At 67.9% G+C, this 19921-nt stretch carries 16 protein-coding genes; 8 read left to right on the top strand and 8 right to left on the bottom strand.

The window, feature by feature from the left end; translation table 11 throughout:
• The first annotated feature begins 206 nt into the window (after nucleotides 1–206).
• The 8 genes from JOF56_RS41600 to JOF56_RS41565 all read left to right on the top strand — a co-directional run bounded on the left by JOF56_RS41600 (nucleotide 207) and on the right by JOF56_RS41565 (nucleotide 10836).
• Entirely contained in the window at nucleotides 207–2108 is a 1902-nt protein-coding gene (locus tag JOF56_RS41600; protein ID WP_209645091.1) for a hypothetical protein, read from the top strand.
• Nucleotides 2101–4590, top strand: a complete 2490-nt coding sequence (locus JOF56_RS41595) for a protein kinase domain-containing protein (protein ID WP_209645090.1) — start codon at nucleotides 2101–2103, stop codon at nucleotides 4588–4590. Before JOF56_RS41600 ends, JOF56_RS41595 begins: the two co-directional genes overlap by 8 nt.
• Before the next feature lie 20 nt (nucleotides 4591–4610).
• Nucleotides 4611–6026, top strand: a complete 1416-nt coding sequence (locus tag JOF56_RS41590; RefSeq protein WP_209645089.1) for a coiled-coil domain-containing protein — start codon at nucleotides 4611–4613, stop codon at nucleotides 6024–6026.
• The gene (locus JOF56_RS60380) at nucleotides 6023–7858 is read left to right on the top strand and encodes an AAA family ATPase (RefSeq protein WP_209645088.1); all 1836 of its coding nucleotides are present in this window, start codon (nucleotides 6023–6025) and stop codon (nucleotides 7856–7858) included. Before JOF56_RS41590 ends, JOF56_RS60380 begins: the two co-directional genes overlap by 4 nt.
• Nucleotides 7855–8499 (top strand): 4Fe-4S single cluster domain-containing protein, encoded by a 645-nt coding sequence (locus tag JOF56_RS41580; RefSeq protein ID WP_209645087.1) that lies wholly within the window; start codon nucleotides 7855–7857, stop codon nucleotides 8497–8499. The genes JOF56_RS60380 and JOF56_RS41580 overlap by 4 nt, the downstream gene beginning before the upstream one ends.
• The gene (locus tag JOF56_RS41575; protein WP_209645086.1) at nucleotides 8487–9038 is read left to right on the top strand and encodes an FHA domain-containing protein; all 552 of its coding nucleotides are present in this window, start codon (nucleotides 8487–8489) and stop codon (nucleotides 9036–9038) included. The genes JOF56_RS41580 and JOF56_RS41575 overlap by 13 nt, the downstream gene beginning before the upstream one ends.
• Nucleotides 9035–9784: a PP2C family protein-serine/threonine phosphatase gene (locus JOF56_RS41570; protein ID WP_209645085.1), complete on the top strand. Its 750-nt coding sequence runs from the start codon at nucleotides 9035–9037 to the stop codon at nucleotides 9782–9784. The genes JOF56_RS41575 and JOF56_RS41570 overlap by 4 nt, the downstream gene beginning before the upstream one ends.
• A gap of 113 nt (nucleotides 9785–9897) precedes the next feature.
• Nucleotides 9898–10836: a LysR family transcriptional regulator gene (locus JOF56_RS41565; RefSeq protein ID WP_209645084.1), complete on the top strand. Its 939-nt coding sequence runs from the start codon at nucleotides 9898–9900 to the stop codon at nucleotides 10834–10836.
• Between the two features lie 34 nt (nucleotides 10837–10870).
• Here the strand turns inward: JOF56_RS41565 and JOF56_RS41560 are convergent, their stop codons facing one another.
• The 8 genes from JOF56_RS41560 to JOF56_RS41525 all read right to left on the bottom strand — a co-directional run bounded on the left by JOF56_RS41560 (nucleotide 10871) and on the right by JOF56_RS41525 (nucleotide 19654).
• Nucleotides 10871–12097, bottom strand: coding sequence for an MDR family MFS transporter (locus JOF56_RS41560; RefSeq protein ID WP_209645083.1), 1227 nt, complete (start codon nucleotides 12095–12097; stop codon nucleotides 10871–10873).
• On the bottom strand, nucleotides 12088–13833 hold the full coding sequence (locus JOF56_RS41555; protein WP_307855489.1) for an ABC transporter permease subunit: 1746 nt from the start codon (nucleotides 13831–13833) through the stop codon (nucleotides 12088–12090). Before JOF56_RS41555 ends, JOF56_RS41560 begins: the two co-directional genes overlap by 10 nt.
• Nucleotides 13834–13862: 29 nt before the next feature.
• Nucleotides 13863–15353 carry an ABC transporter substrate-binding protein gene (locus JOF56_RS41550; RefSeq protein ID WP_209645082.1) on the bottom strand — a complete coding sequence of 497 codons (1491 nt, stop codon included), beginning with the start codon at nucleotides 15351–15353 and terminating at the stop codon, nucleotides 13863–13865.
• 68 nt (nucleotides 15354–15421) lie between these two features.
• Nucleotides 15422–15955: a GNAT family N-acetyltransferase gene (locus JOF56_RS41545; RefSeq protein WP_307855488.1), complete on the bottom strand. Its 534-nt coding sequence runs from the start codon at nucleotides 15953–15955 to the stop codon at nucleotides 15422–15424.
• A 69-nt stretch (nucleotides 15956–16024) separates the two neighbouring features.
• Nucleotides 16025–16789: an ABC transporter ATP-binding protein gene (locus tag JOF56_RS41540; protein WP_209645081.1), complete on the bottom strand. Its 765-nt coding sequence runs from the start codon at nucleotides 16787–16789 to the stop codon at nucleotides 16025–16027.
• Nucleotides 16786–17835: a FecCD family ABC transporter permease gene (locus tag JOF56_RS41535; protein ID WP_209645080.1), complete on the bottom strand. Its 1050-nt coding sequence runs from the start codon at nucleotides 17833–17835 to the stop codon at nucleotides 16786–16788. The genes JOF56_RS41540 and JOF56_RS41535 overlap by 4 nt, the downstream gene beginning before the upstream one ends.
• Nucleotides 17813–18724, bottom strand: a complete 912-nt coding sequence (locus JOF56_RS41530) for an ABC transporter substrate-binding protein (RefSeq protein WP_307855487.1) — start codon at nucleotides 18722–18724, stop codon at nucleotides 17813–17815. The genes JOF56_RS41535 and JOF56_RS41530 overlap by 23 nt, the downstream gene beginning before the upstream one ends.
• Nucleotides 18725–19030: 306 nt before the next feature.
• Nucleotides 19031–19654 carry a DUF4360 domain-containing protein gene (locus JOF56_RS41525; protein ID WP_209645078.1) on the bottom strand — a complete coding sequence of 208 codons (624 nt, stop codon included), beginning with the start codon at nucleotides 19652–19654 and terminating at the stop codon, nucleotides 19031–19033.
• Between the last annotated feature and the right edge of the window lie 267 nt (nucleotides 19655–19921).

The following is a 19921-nucleotide window of genomic DNA, read 5'->3' as shown; positions in this document are numbered from 1 at the left end:
GTAATTGTGCACAACGGCCTGACGAGTGCTTTCGTGGGCCGACTGTCGACAATTGTCCACTTCTTGTCACGTGAGTGTCCGCCGATCATCGGACGAACCAGCCGTGGGTGGAGGATGGGAGATCGCGGTTGTGTCTCGTCTGCTAACGTCCGCAATTGCGCAGACGAATCGTCAAATAAGCCGCCCGCCATCCAATGGGGAACCAGATGGGACCTGACGACATCAACGCCTTACTGGCGCGGCGATTTCCGGCTGAATTCGCTGAGGAACGGCTGGAGCAGGCCAGGGCGGCGGTCGGCGCGGCAGGCGGGGACCGGGCGAAAAGGGCAGAGGCGCTGCTGGCGCTCGGCGCCGCTCTGATGGCCGAATGCCGCCACGGTCCGCGCCAGCCCGAGATGGACGAAGGCATCGATGCCCTGCGCGAGGTGATCGCGCTGACGCCGCGCGGACGCGTGGCCCGCACCCTGGCCGAGCAATTACTCGTCACCATGCTGTGCACCCGTCGCAACCCAGGCGACGCCGCTGCCGCGATCGCGGTCGCCGAAACATTGTTGTCCCAGGTCAAGCACTTCTCGCCGCCGAACCTGATGTTCGTGGTCAATCTCGGCACCGCACTGTACGCCCATTACGTCGACTACGGCGGCCAGAACGAGGTGAACCGCGCCGTCGAGGTCCTCCAGCACGCCCACGACCGTATGGGTTCGCCGAGGACGACCATGGCGCGGGTGGCCGCCGGGATGGTCAGTCTGGCGCTTGCGATGTGCATGGCCACACGGTTCCAGCACAGCATCAAGGAGGATCCCGCCAACATCCAGCGGCTGCAGGATCTGCTGGCGGAGATCGACGTCGACCTGATCGCGAAGTTCGTGCCGGACGCAGGCCAGTTCATCGAAATGATGCGGACGGGTCTCCCGACGACGCTGGAGTTGGTCGGCGGCGGTGATCCCCGCCGCGCCGCGGCGGACGGCGCGCTTTCGATCTCACCAACCGAGCCTGGCCGACCGATGTCCCAGCGGATGACCGAGTTGGCGAGCACGATGAAGGGCGTCGCTCGGACTGTCTCGTTCGGGTTGGACGGAAACCTTGAACTGCTCGATGACGCGATCGCGCGTCAACGAGCCGATCTGGCCGCCACTCCCGCCGCTGGGCAGTTGCGGGTGATTACGCTGGTCTCCCTGGCAGCCGGGCTGCACACGCGCTACCGCACTCGTCGGCTGGCCGAACTCCACGATGCCCGCAGGGATCTCGACGAAGCCATCCAGCTTGCTGAGGAGGCCTTGACCGATCCCCTGCTCGGACCAGGCCAAGAAGCATGGGTGATCAAAGGGCGCTGTCTGCTCGACCGATACCAGGAAGGGCTCGGAACCGCGGCGGATCTGGACGACGCGGTCCGGCTGCTGGAGCGGGCGGTCTACAGCGTCGAACGCGACTCGCGGGACGCGCTCGCCAATCGAGTCGCGCACTCTGAAGCGTTGATGGTCCGGGCATACCGGGACAGCAGCATCGATGACCTGGACGCGGCTGCGGACACGCTGGAAGTGTTCAAACGCAGTCTGGCACCGGACTCGTCCTTCCATGCCGTCGTCGATGTGCGCATCGCAGCAGTTTTCCAGCATCGCGCGGCTGCCTTGCAGGAGACCGAGCATCTCCTGCTTGCGTCGATGCGGTCCCGGGCGGCGATGGAGAGCGCGGCACAGGTGAGTGTGACCTGGGCCTACGACGCCGCATGGGGCTGGGCCAACTGGGCCTGGCACCACGCACCGGCCGCCGAGCGGGCGGAGGCACACCTGCGGGCGATGACCTGCCTGTACCGGTTAGCCCGCGCACAGCTGACCCGTGAGTCGGCCGAAGTAGCGCTGCGCAGGCAGACGCGGAACCTGACCGCGCGGTCCGTACGTGCGGCGATCGCCGCGGACCGTCCGGCCGACGCGGTCGTGGCCGCTGAGACGGGCCGCGCGGTGTTGCTCACTTTGGCGTTGCAGCGGCAGGAGTCCGCACTGTCCACAGTGGTTGATCCAGTCCTGCGTGAGCGGTTCCGCCGGGCGCGTGGACGGCTGGCGGAGGCGGAGGCGATGGCCGGGTCTGTTGGAGGGATGGGCGATGAGTGACGCGGCGCCGACACGACGGGACGCTCCGCGGGGGACGAGCTCCACGCGGCGCGACGACGTCAGTGCGGGACAACCGCCCCCGACCAGGCGCGACGACGGAGAACCCGCCAAGACGTCAATCGACACCGGTGGCTTGCCCAAGCCGGTGTTCGACCGGTACGAGCCGGTCCCCGGTGGCAGTCTGGGCGCGGGCGGTGAGGCACACCTGGTGATGCGGGTACGACGGCGGACCGACGGCGCCGACCGGGTCGTGAAGGTGTACCGGAGCACCATCCAGCCCGACACGAAGCTGCTGGAAGCCTTGCACACAGCCGATTCGGCCCATCTCGTCGGGGTGGACGAGTGGGGCGACCACACCGACGCGTACGGCACCTCGGTCAGCTGGGAGGTGCTCGAGTACGTCCCGGGTGGCTCGTTGCGTGACCTGATGCAGCGGGAGGGGTTGAAACTCCCCGGAAGCCGGGTGCGCGAACTGCTCATCGAGCTGACGGAAGCTTTGGACTACCTGCACTCCAACGTGGTGTACCGCGGCTCGACCGGGCTGGCGCACCGGGACGTCAAGCCGGCGAACGTGCTGATCCGGACCGAGGACCCGCTCGACCTGGTGCTCTGCGACTTCGGGCTGGTGGCCGAGATCCGGGCCACCCGGGTGTCGAGCAGGCGGGCCGGGACCGCCGCCTACCAGGCGCCGGAGACGTGGTGGGAACCCAGCCGTGGCCCCGAACAGGACTGGTGGTCGCTCGGCGTCATCGTCGTGGAGATGCTCACCGGCCGGAACCCGAACCTGGGCTCGAACGGCGAGGCCGTCGACGACAAGGTCCTGTTCGAGCACATCACCACCACCGGCGGCGTCGACCTGACCGAGGTGACGGATCCACGCTGGCGCATGCTGTGCGCGGGCCTGCTCACCATGGATCCGACCAAGCGCTGGCAGGGTGACCAGGTCAAGCAGTGGCTGGACAACAAGTCGCCGAAGGTGCACACCGGCACGGCCGCGCCGCGATCGGGGCGAGTGGTGGCGCCGCCGATCGAGGTCGCGGGCCTGCCTTGCCGCACTCCGTCCGAAGTGGCCGGTGCGATGAGCCGGAGCTTCGTTGATGCTTGTGGTCTGTTCCAGCGCCGTGACGACCGGCTTGATCTGAGCGAGTGGCTCCGCACCAGTTTTCCCGATCTCGCCGAGGCCCTGCCGAATGATCTGTTCCGAAAGGACCCGGCTGACCGGCGTGACGCGGGTACGCGGGTCGCGCGGTTCATCGCCTGGGTCGCGCCCGAGTTGCGGCCCGGTTACGAGGGCAGGCCGATGGACTCGGCCGGGATCGCGTCCCTTGCGCACGACGCGATGACCGACCGGGACTCGGCCCGCTTGCTGTCCCAGATCGACGCTCGCCTGTTGCGGGTGTTCGGCCGGCACCGATGCGCGGCCCATCCCGGCTGTACGAACGGCTGTGCCGTGCTCACCACGGCCGCCGACTGGCTGGAACCGGCTCGCCAAGCGCTGCGACGGCGGATCGACGATGCGCGCCGGGATGGCATGCCCAACTTGGATCAGCGTGACGTGGCGACCGCCGAGGCGCTCCTCATCCGGGTCCTGGTGGATCCCGATCATGTGGCCACCCAGCGAACCAGGCTCGGCAGGCTGAGGGGGATGGACGGCTCTGCATGGTGGACCCGCCTGCTACAGGAAAGCGGTGACACACCGAACGAACTCGCCGGTCTAGCCCTGGCGTCGGCCACCGAGCACCACGTCCTCAGGCAGGCCGCGAACGACCAAGCCGTGCGGGAGAGCGCACGGGCGGCGGAGAAACAGGAAAAGGCCGTCCGGCGCGGAGAGTTGCTCCGGCATCAGGGCGCGTCCGCCCGGATGGGCCTGCGGGACCTGTTCAGCTGGTCGCTCGCGATGGTGGTGTTCTACCTGGGTGTCATCCTCGCCGTTCTGGTGAGCGCGGTGATCGACGAGCGGACCGCCATGCCAGTGCCCGTGCTTATCGCTCAGGCCGTCGGGTTGCAGACCGTCCTGACGGTTCCGGCGGCGATCCTGCTCGGATGCGTCCTTTTCGGACCGACGCGGCCCTGGCCCGCCGCGCGAAGGGCATTCCGGATCGCGGCTTTCCTGTCCGGTGCGGTGGCCGTACTGCGGCTGTTGGGCTACCCGCAGCTGGCGATCTTCCCTGTGGTCTGGCAGTCAGGGGTGCAGGACCTGCTCGTACGCCTTGGTTCGTCGTTCGGCGGCGAGGGCTCGGCGGCCCAGGCCCCCACATCCGTCCTGTTCGGCGCGGCCATAGCGTTCGCCCTCGCGGGCTGGTGCATGGTCGCCTTCGCTCGCCGCCGCCGGATCGGCGATCCCGGGCCGGCCGCCCGCACAGTCAAGCGTGTCCTGATCGGCCTGGTCATCGCCATGTTCGCGGCACGGGCCGGCCAGATCTGGCTGGACTGGCACGTTCCCGGTCTACCGACCCCGGTTTCGACCTGGCTGGAGATCTGAACCGCAATGGAGGCACGAACGTGAGCAGTGTGACCGCCGCCAGTTACGTGGTGGTGGAGTCGGCGGAGGTGCAGCGGCGCCGCGAACAGCGCGCCGCGTGGGAACAATACGCCTCGGTCCGTGCGGAACTGGCCGCGCTGCAGGCGGAAGCCCGTGCTTACCGCAGCGTCTACGGTGACTTGGTGGAAGAGGTTCCCGCCGGGCAACGCGCCCGCGCCAACTCGTCACGGACCAAACTCGAACGGGCGACCGCGGACGCCGAGGCCATTCTGGCGTCCCACCGCAACCGGCTTCGTGAGTCGGTCGCGCGGGCGCAACGGCTCCAGGCCGAACAGTTGCGTACCGCCGATGCACCGGTGGCCGCCCCGATGACCTACGACCGGCCGGTGACCCGAGCCGAATCGTCCACAGTGGATGTGGAGGTCGAGGACGGGGAGCGAGCGAAGGCCAGGGCGGAGCGGGTGGCCAAGCTGCTGGCGAACCTGCCGGCCGAGGCTTCCCAGCAGACGCGGCGAGCCTGCGACCGGCTGGCGGCCGAGATCCTCGGGGATGTGCCGGAACCCCGCGCCCGGATGCTGCTTGCCGACTTGGAGAAGAGGATTCGCCGCGAGAAGCAGGCGGCCGAGCGGGTCGCCGAGGCCCATACCGCACTCAAGCTCCTACGGACACGGGTTGAGGTCATTGTGGTCGATCCGGCCGCCGACCACGACGCGGTGGAGGCTCTGTGCGGTGAGATCGATGGGCTGATCAGCGCACGTGCCGCCGCCGTCCCAACGGATCTCGCGGGCAGAGTCGCAAGACTGGCGGAGCAGACCGAGCGGGTCGCCGCGGCCCGCATCGCATTGCAAGCGTTGAGGGCCAAGGTCGAGGTCCTGCTCACCGATCCGGCCGCCGACCAGAACGCGGCCCACGCGCTGCAACGGGACATCGACGGTCTGATCAACTCACGCGCTGCCGAGGTCCCGGCGGATCTGGCCGGCAAGGTCGCGGACGTGGCCGAGCAGGCCGATTTGGCCTTCCGCCGCAAACTGGTCGCGGGCGCGCTCCGGATGAGCTTCGCAGAACTGGGTTACGAGGTGAGTGAGGGCTTCGAGACGGTACTGGCCGACCAAGGCGTCGCGTACACGAACCTCCCGAACGCCGAAGGCTACGGCCTCAAGGTCTTGCTGGACCGCGACCGTGAGGCCGTCCGTACCCAGGTAGTCCGGAGTGCGGGCAAGCCCGTTCGTGCCACCGGTGAAGACACCGACGCCCAGAAGAGTTTCTGTGACGACTACCCGACCCTGCTCGCCCGGCTGCGCCGGCACGGGGTCAAGTCGACCGAGCTGGGCGCGCGGCCGCCAGGCACCCTCGCCGTGGCCACGGTCGCCGACGAGCTGCTGCCCGTGGCCCGCCAGCAAGCCCAGCAAGTCCGGTACCAGGAGAGGAACCTGTGACGTCACCATCGGCCGAAGAGCGGCCACCCTGGTTGCGTGAGGTCGACCTCGCGCTCTGCGCGCACCCCCAGATCCTGCTCACCGGCAACGTGCACGACCTGTACCGGTTGCCCGACCCCGCCAGCGACGGCCGGATCCGCTTCATGACCCTGTTGGAAGGGTTGTGGAGCGTTGCCGAGGCCCGCGGATATGGCGCCATGCTGGCGTATTACACCGGCGTGGGTGTCGAAGTGGTCGCCCCGAGGCAACAAGTGCCTGCGGTCACGCAGCTGCTTCGGGACGCCGGTGTCGAGCCGAACCGCCAGCTTCCGTTGACGTCGCTGCGTGATCTGCTGACCGCGGTGGTGGATCCGGAGCGGCGCCGGGCCGACCAGCCACCCGTGGCATTGGTCCTCGCCGACGCCGCGCGGCTGTTCTTCGGCGAGATGCTCTCGCCCGAGGAGCGGCTGCTGATGTCCGCGGCCGACCGGCTCGCCTACCGGTCCACCCCGGTCGGATCCGCCTACAACACGGTGTTCTGGGTGCTGGACCGGGAACACGATCTGCCGTCCTGGTTCGTCACCGGCAACCACACACTGCGCATCACCGCGATCCCCGAGCCGGACCTGGCGGCGCGGCTGCGCACCGCCGGGGACCTGATCGAGGCGTTGCCCGACGCCCCCACCCAGCAAGAGGATCGGGACCGGCTGGTGCGGCGGTTCGCCGAATCCAGCCACGGCATGCGCATTCGCAGTATGCGGGACGTGGTCCGGCTTTCCAACGCGGCGGGCATCGGCGCCGAGCAGGTCGACGACGCCATCCGCGCGTACCGCGTCGGCGTGCCGGACAACCCCTGGCAGGGCGACGCCATGCGTGAACGGCTGATGCAGGCGGAAACCACGCTGGGACAACGGGTTCTGGGGCAGCCGGACGCGGTCCGCCGGGCACTGGACATCCTCGCCCGATCGGTGACCGGGCTCGCCGGGGCGCAGACCACCAGCCGCAACATGCCCCGCGGTGTGCTGTTGTTCGCCGGGCCGACCGGTGTCGGCAAGACCGAGCTGGCGAAAGCCTTGGCAGAGTTGCTGTTCGGCGACGAGAAAGCCTACCTGCGGTTCGACATGAGCGAGTTCTCCGCCGAGCACGCGGAGGCCCGCCTGATCGGCGCGCCACCGGGGTTCGTCGGGCACGACGCGGGTGGCGAGCTGACCAACGGCATCCGCCAGCAGCCGTTCCGGGTCGTGCTGTTCGACGAGATCGAGAAGGCGCATCCGCGGCTGCTGGACAAATTCCTGCAGATCCTGGACGACGGCAGGCTCACCGACGGGCAGGGCGGCACGGTCTACTTCACCGAGGCGCTCATCGTGTTCACCACGAACCTCGGCATCATCGTGCCCGACGACGACGGCAAGCCCCGCGTGAACGTGACGGCCGAACAGGACCTGCCGCAGATCGAGGAGCTCGTCCGCAGCCACATCGAGCTGTTCTTCCGTACCTTCCTCGGCCGGCCCGAGCTGTTCAACCGGGTCCAGCAGAGCATCGTGGTGTTCGACTTCGTCCGCGAACACGTCGCCGCCGAACTGGCCGACCGGGCCATCGAGCGGGTCGCCGCCACCGTGGCACGCCGGTACGAGGCCACGCTGAAGTTCTCCGATCAGGCCCGGACCGAACTGCGCGACCAGGCGACCTACGACCTGTCCAACGGTGGCCGCGGCATCATCTCGGCGATCGAGAAGCACCTGGTAAACCCGTTGGCCCGGCACCTTTTCGCACACCCGCCCGCGCCGGGCGACACGGTCCTGATCGAGGACATCGAGCAGGACGGCCAGAACTGGCGGCTGGTGCTGGGATGAGGCTGCGTCTGTCCCGGATCCACCACCCGGTCACCGCCCTGGGCCCCGGCCGCCGGATCGGTATCTGGACCCAGGGGTGCACGATCGCTTGTCCTGGTTGCGTGTCCCGGGACACGTGGCCCGCCGACCAGGAGACCGAGGTTGCGGTCGCCGCGGTACTGGACTGGTGCGGCACCGTCGATCCCGCCGGAGTCGCCGGTGTCACGATCAGTGGTGGGGAACCATCCGAACAGCCTGCCGCGCTGAGCGAACTGGTCGCTGGGCTGGCCGGTTTCCAGCGGGAGTATGGCTGGGATCTGTTGTGCTACACCGGTGTCGAGGAGAACGAGTTCGCCGATCGGTGCCCGGAGGTGTACCGGTCGCTCGACGCACTGGTCACCGGTCCCTACCGGGCGGGCGAGCCGACGGATCTGGTGTGGCGGGGTTCGGCCAACCAGCGGCTGATTCCGTTGTCCGAGCTGGGACACAGCCGTTATGACGAGTGGGTGTCGGCCGAGACGAGCGCCCCGGCGATCCAGGTTCAGGTGGCCGACGAGCGGATCTGGCTGATCGGGGTGCCCGGGCGCAGTGCGATGTCCAAAGTAGAACGAATGCTCGCGGATCGCGGGATCCGGCTGGAGGGTGTCTCATGGCGGCCATGAGATGCCCGGTGCACGGGCCGATGGGGGAGACCACGCGCCGGTTGTGCCCGGACTGCATGGAATTCCTTGTTCCCGACGTGCCGCCGGAAGTGGCGGAAACCCCCGATCCGCCGAGTCTCTGCCCGCAACCGGGATGCGGCATGGAACTCGACGACGAGGGCTGCCCGGTGCACTCGCTAGGTGCCGCACCGGCGCCGATGACGCGGCACGACGTCATGCCCGAACGGCGGCTGCCCGTGGTCGAATTTCCCTGGGGCACAGTGGAGATCGGTCCCGCGGAGGTCTGGATCGGCCGGGCCGAGGACTGCGGGCCGCTTGTCCCGCAAGTGCGGCACTACGACAACATATCCCGGCGCCACGCCGTGCTGTGGTCCACAGACTCGACGCTGTACGTCCGGGACCAGTCGTCCACCAACGGCACGTTCGTCAACTCCCGCAAGCTCACGCCCAACGAGCCGGTCCCGTTGCGGGACGGTGACCAGCTCCGGTTCGCGGCGGATCTGAAGGCGGTCGTGCGGTCGGCCGAGGACCGGACATGACGCGGGGGCTGGTTCGCGGGGTAGCGCTGACCGGGCGTGGCCTGGTGCGTCAGGCCAACGAGGACGCGGTGCTGATGTTCGAGTGGATCAGCCAGACGCCGCGGGCCCAGGTGGTCGAGATGCGGTCGGTGTTCGCTCCGCCCTTGGTATGTGCGGTCGCGGACGGTCTCGGCGGGCATGCCGCAGGAATGCTGGCCAGCCGGCTCGCGTTGGCACACATCGCCGCCGGCTATCCTCAGTGGACAGATGTGGACGGGGTCGCCGAAGGGCTCAGGGCAGTCAGCGCGAAGGTGAACGCTCAGGCAGGCGCCAGCGCCGAGACGCAGGGAATGGGCACGACCGTCGCCGGGGTGATCCTGCAGCGCGAGCGGGTGCTGTGCTTCAACGTCGGGGACAGCCGCGTGTACCAGATCACCGATGGCTTCGTCGAGCAGGTCAGCACCGACGACGCGGTGCTGAACCCGGCTGGTCAGTCGACCAGCGTCGTGACCCAGGCGATCGGCGACCCACCGGACACCCCCGTCTCAGCTCACGTCGTGGAGGTGCCGTACAGCGGTTCTCGCACACGGTTGCTGCTGTGTACCGACGGGATCACCGGCGTGCTGGAGGCGTCTCACTTCCGCAAACTCTGTCGGGAACGCCGGTTGCGGGATCTCGCCCTCGGGCTGCGGGACGCGTCGTTCGATGACGGCGCACCGGACAACCTTTCCATCGTCGCACTGGATGTCCATTTCACCGAGGGCTGAGTTCCTCTCGGGCAGTGTTCCGGTCCATGGCTATCATGAGTGCTGATGTCAAGGCGTGTGAAATGCCGATTCGTCATACTGGCATGCCTGGCTGGGATGACCGGAGGGCGCTGATGGATCTCAAGCAGCTCAAGGCGCTGGTGACGGTCGTGGAGGTCGGCAGCGTGACCCGGGCGGCCGAGCTGTTGCATCTGGTGCAACCGGCGGTTACCCGGCAGATCAGGACGCTGGAGCAGGAACTGGGTGTGCCGCTGTTCGAGCGGACCCGGCAGGGCATGCGCCCGACTGAAGCCGGTGTGAATCTTGCCGAGCGTGCCCGGCGCGCCCTCACCGAGCTTGATCGTGCTCGCGCGGAGTTGGCTCCGACCCAGGGTGTCATCACCGGAATCGTCACGGTCGGGCTGCTCGAAAGTGCCGCCGAACTTCTTGCTGAACCCTTGGTCTCCGCGGTGCTACGGGACCACCCCGGTATCGAACTGCGTGTGCTGACCGCCTACTCCGGACATCTGCAGCAATGGCTCGACGACGGCGATCTGGACCTGAGCCTGCTCTACAACCTGACCAGCACCCCGTCGCTGAACGTGACTCCCTTGGTGCGCGAGCAACTCTGGGTCGTCGCGCCCCCGTCCGAACGCCTGGACGCCACGCGTCCCGTCACCTTCGCTGAGGCTGCGGCGCACCCTCTCGTCATGCCGGCCACCGGGCACGCCCTGCACGCCTTGATCACCAGGGCCGCCCGCCAGGCTGAGACCGACATCGAGGTCGCGGTCCAGACGAACTCGATGTCTCTGCAGAAACACTTCGTTCGAGGCGGTCACGGCTGGACCATTCTGCCCGCGGTCGGCATCGCCGACGAAATCGAGGGCGGCACGCTCAGCGCGGCTCCGCTGTGTGAGCCTGAGGTCTGGCGTTCGATCGTGCTGGGTATGCCACGCGCTGGCCGTGTCACGGCCGCGGTCGAGGTTGTCGCCCGCGAACTCGTCGGGCAGATCCGTGCTGCCGTCCACGATGGACGATGGTTGTCCACCCGGCTTGAGCAAGGACAGGCATGACGCCTCCAGTGGGTCGAGGGTGATGTGCTGGTGATCACCGTTGATGCTGAGGGGGCCTGGTGGACGGCAGCAGGATGATGGGGAGTGCGGTGACCGCGGCGAGGGCGAGCCAGGGCACGGCCGGGGGCACGTTCAGGTCGAGCAGGGTTCCGGTGGCCGCGCTGCCGGCGAGCACGATCAGGCCGGACAAGGAGGACATCGCGCCGGTGTAGAGGCCGAGTCTGCCGGTCTCGGCGAGGTCGGGGATCCAGGCGCGGGCGGCCGGGGCGACGAGCATCTGGCCGACGGTGAGCAGGAGGACGAAGGCTGCGGCGGGCGCGAGTCCCAAAGCGGCGTGCTGTGTTGCGGCCACGACTGCGAACCCGGCTGCGATGAGCAGCAGTCCGGCGGCCATGGAGCGCCGTAAGTCGAGCCGGTCTGTCACCCAGCGGGTGACGGGCAGCTGGGCGCACACGACCAGCAGTGAGGACAGTGCGAACAGCCACGCGAGGGATGTTTGAGAGCCCGCCACGCGCTGTACTTCGTCTGGCAGGGCGAGATAGAGCTGGTTGTATGCGAGCAGATAGGCCCCATACGCAGTGCACACGGCAAGGAAGCGGCGGTTGCGCCGCAAAGGACCTATACCGCCACGGCCGCGTGTCTTGGGGCGGCCGGGAATGTGCTGTGGCAAGAGCCATGCGTGTCCGCATAAGACGATAACGAACACTCCGGCGCCGGCCAGGCATACTACGCGGAAGTCCACTGTGAGCAGCAGCGCGCCAAGCAAGGGGCCGGTGAACGCTCCGGCCTGGCCTGCGACCGTGAGCAGCGCCAGCACGTGGGTACGTGAACCGCCGGTTTCCTGTTCCCAGCACACTGCCTGCCGGGCGACCTCGGACTCCACGGCGGGGGAGAACAATGCGGCGGCGAAGCCGACAAGCAGCACGGCGCCGATGACAGTCATGGTCTCTTGTGCGAAGCCAAGCCAGACGAAGCCGGCGATACGTATGACGCAGCCGGTGAGCACTATGGGACGTACGCCGTAGCGGTCGGTGAGAGCGCCGCCGACGACGAATAACCCTTGCTGGCTGAAGGTGCGTAAGCCCAGCACAAACCCGACGAGCCAGCCTGCCATGCCGATGGATGTCCCCAGGTGCACGGCCAGGAACGGCAGCACGGCGAAGAAGCCGATGTTGAAGGCGAACTGGGTCAGGATCAGCAACCGCAGGAGCCGGGGGAGCGTGCGCCAAGTCTGCTTGCGGCTCTGGGAGGTCAGCGGCATGCAGGCTCCTTGTCAGTGACCACAACGGCTTTGCCGGAACCGGGCCATCGCACTCCGCCTGCCGCGGTCACTGCGAAGGCGCCCAGCAGGGCCAGCACCGCGGCGGGAGCCAGGACTGCCCATGGGGCGCGTTCGGCGTATGGCTGGTTCTCGGCGAGCAACAGTCCCCATTCCGGTTCTGGGGGCTGCGCGCCCAGGCCGAGGAAACCCAGCGCTGCCAACGCAAGCGCGATACCAGGGATGCGGATCAGCGCGTGGCGGACAACGGGCGGCACGATGGCGGGCAGCACGTGACGCCACAGCACATACCAGGGAGTGGCGCCCAAAGCGTGGGTGGCGGCGACATGGCTGGTGGCGCGTTCGTGACGGAGCAAGGCGGACGTGTGCGTCGCCAGTGGCGACCAGGCGACGACGGCCACCGCGATCGCGGGTGTGAACGGACCGCTGCCCGCGATTCCGGCGACCAGGAGCCCGGCCAGGACAGGCGGTACCGCACTGACGGTGTCGACCAATGCGCCGGATATCCGGGGGAGTACGCCCAAAAGCACGCCTGCCACCAGGGAGACGGCGCTGACTGCGAGGGCGACCAGGAGCGTGGTGAGCGCGCCGTGTCCGACGCGGGCCAGGACATCGCGGCCAAGTGCGTCTGTGCCAAAGGGATGCGCCCAGGTTGGTGCACGCAGCCGAAAGGCGGTATCGACGGCCAACGGGTCACGCAGCAGCCCGGCAACGACGACGGCGAGCAGCACGGCGCCATATAGCAAAGGAAGGCGTCGAGGCGTGAGAGGAACCGGCCGGTGTAGCGACTGTAACGCACCCGCCCGCAGCGCCGGTCCGAGCAGTAGCCGGGCACCAAACCGTGCGAACAACCCGGCGATGACCGCGAGCAGGACGAGGGCCAGCGTGCCGGTCTGCAGGACGGGCAGGTCCTGGGCGATCGCGGCGCGCAGAGTCAGCTGGCCCAGTCCTGGGATGTCGAAGATCTGCTCCACCGCGACGGAACCGCCGGTCAGCCCGACCACGAACAGGCCGAGGTTCGGCAGCAACCCGGGCACGGCGAGTCGCAGTGCCTGCCGCGCGAGGCTCTGGCTGGGAATTCCACGAGCGGCGGCGGCCAACGCCCACGGTTCGGTGAAAACCGCGGGCAGCAGGTCGTTGAGCATGCGTCCGAGGACAGCCCCGGCGGGCAGGCCGAGCGCGAGCGCGGGCAGGACCATCCAGGCAGGCCCGTACCACCCGACGGCAGGCAGCCAGCCGAGCTGGACGCCGACGACAGTGGCCAGTACGGACGCGATGAGAAACTCGGGTAGCGCCGCGAGGATCGCCGCGCCGCTCCCGCCGGACCCGCGCCCGGCCAACTGGTGGCGAGAGCCGAGCCGCAAGGTACCGGCGCAGATCGCTCCCGCGGTGCCGACGGCGACCACAAGGGCGGCGGCCATCAGCAACAGCGAGACTCCGAAGCCGTTGACCACCGACGGCATGACCTCTGCCCCAGAGACCCAGGAACGGCCGGCGTCACCCTGTGTCAAACCGCTCAGCCACTGCGCGAGCAGGCGCAGTGGCCCGGCATCCAGACCGAGTTCGTTGCGGACGGCCGCTAGTGCATCCGGGGCGGGATCAACGTCCGACGACCGTCCCTTGAGGACCGTCAGCGCGGGATCGGTCCGTGAAAGCCATGGCAACAGCCCGATACCGCACAGCAGCACAGCAACGAGCGCGGCTCGCCACAGCAGCACCAGCCCGCGCGTCGCGGCGTCGAGCCTGCTCAGCGTCGCGTCCCAGTCCCGACGAACATGCGCTCGTACGGGTCGAACAGCACCTGCTGCACCGACGGGCCGACGCCGACGATGGCCTTCTGGTGGACCAGCGGAATCACCGCGTCCGTGCTGAGGATCGCCGCCTCGACCGCCATCGCGGCGCTCTGCCGCTGGCCGGGGTCGGTGACGGCCTCAGCTTTGGTGACGGCCTCGTCCACCGGCTTGTCACACAGTCGCGACATGTTGTACGTGCCTTGACAGGTGAAGTCGCTGGCGAGGACCGAGACCGGGTCTCCGGTGTCGAGCATCATGTTCCGCGAGCCGACGAACGCGTCGAACTTCCCGGCCAGTGCGTCGGTCAACAGCCTTGAGGACTCCCGCACTTCCAGCTTCACCGTGAAGCCGGCCCGCTGCAGTTGCTGCTGCAGCACCTGGGCCGTTTCGGGTAACTCTGGCCGGTTGTCGTAGGTGGCCAGCGTGATGGTGGTGCCCTGGGCATTGGCCGGTTGCACCTGCCTGGCCGGTGCGGTCCGCTTGCCGGCCGCCCAGCTCAGGGCGGGTCCGAACAAGCCCTGGCCTGGATCGGCGTGTCCCTCGAACACATCCCTGGCCAGGACCGAGGTGTCGATCGCGGCCCGTGCCGCGGCCCGCAGAGCCGGGTTGGTGAAGGGACCGGCGGTGGTGTTCAGGTGCAGGCTGGTCAGGCGTGCGGTCGGCATTTCGTTGACCCTGTCCTTGTCCAGGGAACCGGCCTGCGAGACCGGGATCGCCTCGGCGATGTCCGCCTCTCCGGAACGCAGCGCGTTGGCACGCGCGGTGCCGTCGGCGATGAACTTCACGTCGATACCGGGTACCTGTGCCAGGCCGCCCCAGTAGTCGCCGAATCGCTCCAAAGTGGCCTGAGTGGCGCCGGTGGTCTGGGTGATCCGGAACGGACCAGTGCCGGTGCCGACCGGATTGACGGCTTCCTTCTTCTCGTAGGCCTTGGGGGACAACACCGCCAGGCTCGGGTTGGAAAGCCGCTGCGGCAGCACCGGATCGGGCACGCTGGTGGTGATCCGCACCTGGTTCGCGCCCACGGGCTCGGCGCTGAGGAGAACCCCGGACAGCGCGGTGAGTTGCGGCTTCGCCTGGGCGGCGCTGGTGAGCGCGGCGGCGGCCGCGGCCGCGGTGAGGTCGGTGCCGTCCTGGAACTTCGCCTTCCGCAAGGTGAACACCCAGCTACGGCCGTCCTGCGCGCTGGTCCACGACTCGGCGAGGGCGGACACCGCGACGCCGGTGGTGTCCAGCCGGGTCAGGCCTTCCGTGACACCCAGCCGCGACAGGCTGTACGCGTCCTGGCCGTAGGGGGAGTAGTTCTGCGTGGGCGGGAACGCGAGCACGACCCGTAAGCGTCCACTCTGGCCGGAACCGGACGGGTCCGAAGGGGACGAGAAACATCCGGACAGCAGCGGGACGAGCAGCAGACCGGCGGCGAGCCGGCGGTGGGACGATCTCATGGGCCTCGTTCTTCGCGGAATGATCACTGACGGTGTCCGGCGGCAGAGTAACATGAAAATCGTTTCCGCTAATTGAGGGGAATCTCGAAGTGAACAACCCCACTCCCGCCGTCAGGCACCTCCTCGCGCTCGTCGCACACCACCTTGCCCAGCGACCGCCACAGTTCGGTGGCCCCGGGGGAGTCCGGATACGTGTGCAGGTAGACCGATCGATAGCCGCCGTCCGCCTTCGCGAACTCCAGCAACTGGGCCACCATCTGCCGGGCGAGACCGCGCCGCCGGTGCTCCGGTCGCACGTACACCCGCCGCAGCTGTGCCGTCTCGCCTGACGGATAGCGCTCGGCCAGCCATCGGGGGTTCGGCGGATACGCGGGCCCTCGCGAATCCAGCGCGGCCGTAGCCGTCACATTGCCTGTGTCGTCGACCGCGACCAGCAAGGTGTGCCTCGGGGACGTCAGATAGAAGGGCTCGGGATCGATGATGTCCGCATGCCAGCGCGGCACGTAACCGGTGCCGAAGACGTGGTACACGGTATCGAGCATCACCGCCCTCGCGCCGTCGAGATCCTCCGGAGCCGCCGTCCTGATGCGATAGCCATGCACCTGCACATAATATGCAATAAGCGTTCGAGCGGGCCGGAAAATGTGCGACGATCATCACGGTGTCGCTGTTCAGGTGGGCGCGGTGACGAAATGCGGCCGCCCGGTGATGGGGTGCGGCACGATCGTGCTGCGTACGCCGAACACGTCGGCCACACGATCTGGTTCGAGCACTTCCTCGGGTTTGCCGGTCGCCACGACCTGGCCGGACCGCAGAAGTGCCAGATTGTCGCAGTACGCGGTGGCATGGTCGAGGTCGTGCAGGGCGGCGATGGTGGTGAGCCCGAGTTCGCGCACCAGGCTGAGCAGGTCGAGTTGTGAGCCGACGTCGAGGTGGTTGGTCGGCTCGTCGAGCAGCAGCACCGGCGCCTGCTGGGCCAGGGCGCGTGCCACGAGCACGCGTTGGCGTTCGCCGCCGGACAGGCGAGCGAAGACGCGGTGTGCGGCCCATTGCATGCCGACGCGGGCGAGTGCGTCCTGGACGATGTCGCGGTCCGTGCTGTTTTCCCTTTCCAGCAGGCGTTTGTGCGGGCCGCGTCCCATCGCGACGGTCTCCTCGACGGAGAAGTCGTTGTCCAGGTCGTGATCCTGGGTCACCACCGCGGTGCGGCGACCGGCCTGGCGGGCACCGGACCGCCAGACTTCGTCGGATCCGATGTAGACGGAACCGGAAGACGGCTTGAGCGCACGGTAGACACAGCGCAGCAATGTGCTTTTGCCCGAACCGTTCGGGCCGATCAGCCCGGTGACGGTCGCGGGCTGTACGTCGAGGCGGGCCGCACCGATGATCGGGTTGCCGTCGATGATCACCGTGACGTCGTGGACTTCGATTCTCATCGCAGGACTCGCTTTCGTCCGCGCAGCAGCATCAGGAAGAACGGCGCGCCGAGCACCGCGGTGAAGATGCCGATCGGCAGTTCGTTGGGCCGGTCGACGGTCCGGGTGGCCAGGTCGACCAGGACCAGGAAGACCGCTCCGGCCAGCAGCGACACCGGTAGCACCTTGCGGTGGTCGGGGCCGACGACCAGCCGTACGGCGTGCGGCACGATCAGGCCGACGAACCCGATTCCGCCCGCCACACTGACCACTGCCGCGGTCAGCAGCGAGGAGACGACCAGCAGCAGGATCCGCAGACGGTTGACGTCGACACCGAGCCCGGCTGCGGTGTCGTCCCCTGTGGACAGTGCGTTCATCTGCCTGCCTTGGGTGAGCAGCCACGCCATGGCGACGGCGATGACCGCGACGGGCACCCCCAGATCAGCCCACGAAGCTCCGGCCACCGAGCCCAGCAGCCAGAACATCACGCCCCGCAGTTCGCTGGGATTGGCCTGCAGCTGGAGATAACCGGTGATCGCGGTGCCGAGATAGGCCATCGCGACCCCGGCGAGAACCAGGCTGGTGCCCAGCAGTTTGCCGCCGCGTTGGGCCAGGGCGAACACGATGAGCAGGCTCGCCAACGACCCGGCGAACGCGGCACCCGCGACGGTGAATCCGGCCGTGACACCGGCGGTCAGCACGATCACCGCGCCCAGTGAGGCGCCGGCCGACACGCCGAAGACGTACGGATCGGCAAGCGGGTTGCGGATCAGCGTCTGCAGGCACAGTCCCGCGAGACTGAGCCCGCCGCCCGCGACCGCCGCCAGCAGCACGCGAGGCGTGCGGAACTCCCAGACGATCTGGTCGGTCAACGGGTTCAGGCCTGTGGTGTCGCCGAAGACGTGGGCCCAGATCACGCCGATCACGTCCCCGACCGGGACGTCGACGGTACCGATCCCGATCGCGAACGCGACTGCGGCACCGAGGGCGACGGTCAGACCGACGACGAGCATCGCGAATCCACGGCCGTGGACCAGATGCGGGTTACGGGACACGGTGCGCAGCATCGGAGATCTTCTGTACGGCGACGGCGTTGAGCGGGCCCAGATAGAAACTGTCGGACAGGCTGGTGAAGGTCCTGGTCCTGGCCGCCTCCCACTGCGGGAACTTCGCGAACAGATCGCCGGCCAGCACGTCGACCCGTTCTTGAGGCTGGTACACCCCGATCACCAGCACGTCGACCTTGGCCACCGCGAGTGCTTCGACGTTGATCTCGGCCAATTGGCTGGTGGTCTTGCCGGCGAACGGGTTCACGCCACCGGCGCGGTTGATGATGTCGTCGAAGATGCCGCCGCCGAAGATCGCGGGCAGGCCGTTGTTGTTCATCATCGACATCCCCGGATAGACGACCAGGACGCTCCTGCGCTGCTTTCCGGCCACCTTCTGCTGGAGCGCGGCCAGTTCGGCGCGTGCGGAGTTGACGTGGCCGGCGGCCTTCTGCTGGACGTCGAAGATCTCCCCGAGCCGCATCATCAGCTCGAAGGACGACTCGACGGACGCCGCTTCGTAGGCGGCCTTGTCCCGCGGACTGGCGTTCGGATCACCGTTGGCGCAGTTGACCGGGGTGACGAAGCTGTTGATGCCGGTGGCCGTGAGCTGGTCGCGGTTGATCGAGCCGATCTTCTCGTCGAAACCGCCCGCCCAGGTGGAGATCACCAGGTCGGGTTTGAGCGCCAGCACCTGTTCGCGGGGTACCTCGAAGTTCTCGTTGATCTTCAGCCCGCCGGTGGGCACGGCCTTGACCTTGTCCAGCATGGACGGATCGTCGGACACCCCGTAGGACTGGCTGTTGGCCAGGATCCGGTCCTGGATACCCAGTGCGATGAAGGTTTCCACCTCGGCCACCGACGCGCCGCTGAGCAACAGGACCCGGCTCGGTGCCTTCTCGAAGGTCACCTTCCGTCCACAGTTGTCGATGGTCAGCGGATAGGTAGTGGCTTTCGCTGTGGCGGAAGGCGGCGGGCTGCCTGGCGACAGCGGTACGGCGCCAGGGGAGTTTTCCGTGCCGCAAGCCGTGATGGCGCCAAGCAAGGCAACCACCGCGACTGCACGATAGCGAGACGACATGCCCTATCAGTCGGACGCGAGTGCCGAGCAGTTCCAGGCTTCTTCACGAAACGATCCGAGATCGCTGTCACATCGCCGCGCGACAGGATCGGACCGGGCACTCAACTGGCTGCCTACACTCAATCAGCCAGTTGTTCACGAGCCAGCGCAGCGTCGCCACCCGAACCGGTAAGTGACGGTCTTGACAGTCAGGAAGCTCGTGGTTTCATTCTCGGTCCCTCTTGCCACCCGTGCCTCTACGTTGCTGTTGAGCGATGCCGCCAAGTCGCACCAGACCCAGAACTGCGCGCTCACATCGATGGTATCGGTGACCTGCCAGTTGTCCGCGTACCCACTCGGAAACGGGTGGCTGACGAACGGTCTGGGTGCCGCGCCCGCGTAGTAGTGACTGTGCCGGAGGAGCCCGTTGCCGCCGGGCGCGATGTCTGCTGTGCCAACGGTCTCCGTTTCGAGTACCGCGTAGGTGTAGCCGCTGGGCACCAGTATTTGGACACTTACCTGACAGTTCTTACGGAAGTCGGTCGGTGACGAGCCCTTGCCGGCCGAGGCACGGAAGTCGCTGTACACCACTTGGAAGCCGCCGTTGCCGGGCAGCCGATTGACTTCGTATGTCCCTGGCCGGCAGCCTGATCCGTTCGCCGTGTTCACCTTCAGCTCAAAGGGTTGCTCTGGTGGTGACGTCTCGGCGGATGCCGGTGCCGGCGCGACCGCCAGCAGCAGGGCTATCGCTGGTATCAATGAGCCAACTGGCTGTCGCATAGTCCTCAACCCAACTGGGCACGGCACGTGGTGGCGCGGCAATGCTATCGGTGTGCGGCAAAACTGCGCACCGGCTGTTCGGACGCCGTGGTCACGCCCGAACAGCCGCAACATCCCACCACCGGACCGTATCGCGAATGTCCTCACTGGACATCGTGCGTTTGCGGGGAGTTACAAAGGCGGGGAGCGGCGGGCCGGCGATGTTTCGCGCTGTTACGAAGACTTGGGTGTCGCTGTCGCACCAGACTGGGCGGCGCGGGGGCCGAT

The sequence above is a fragment of the Kibdelosporangium banguiense genome (assembly GCF_017876405.1).
Classification (GTDB): Bacteria; Actinomycetota; Actinomycetes; order Mycobacteriales; family Pseudonocardiaceae; genus Kibdelosporangium; species Kibdelosporangium banguiense.
This window is presented reverse-complemented; position numbering and strand designations above follow the sequence as displayed.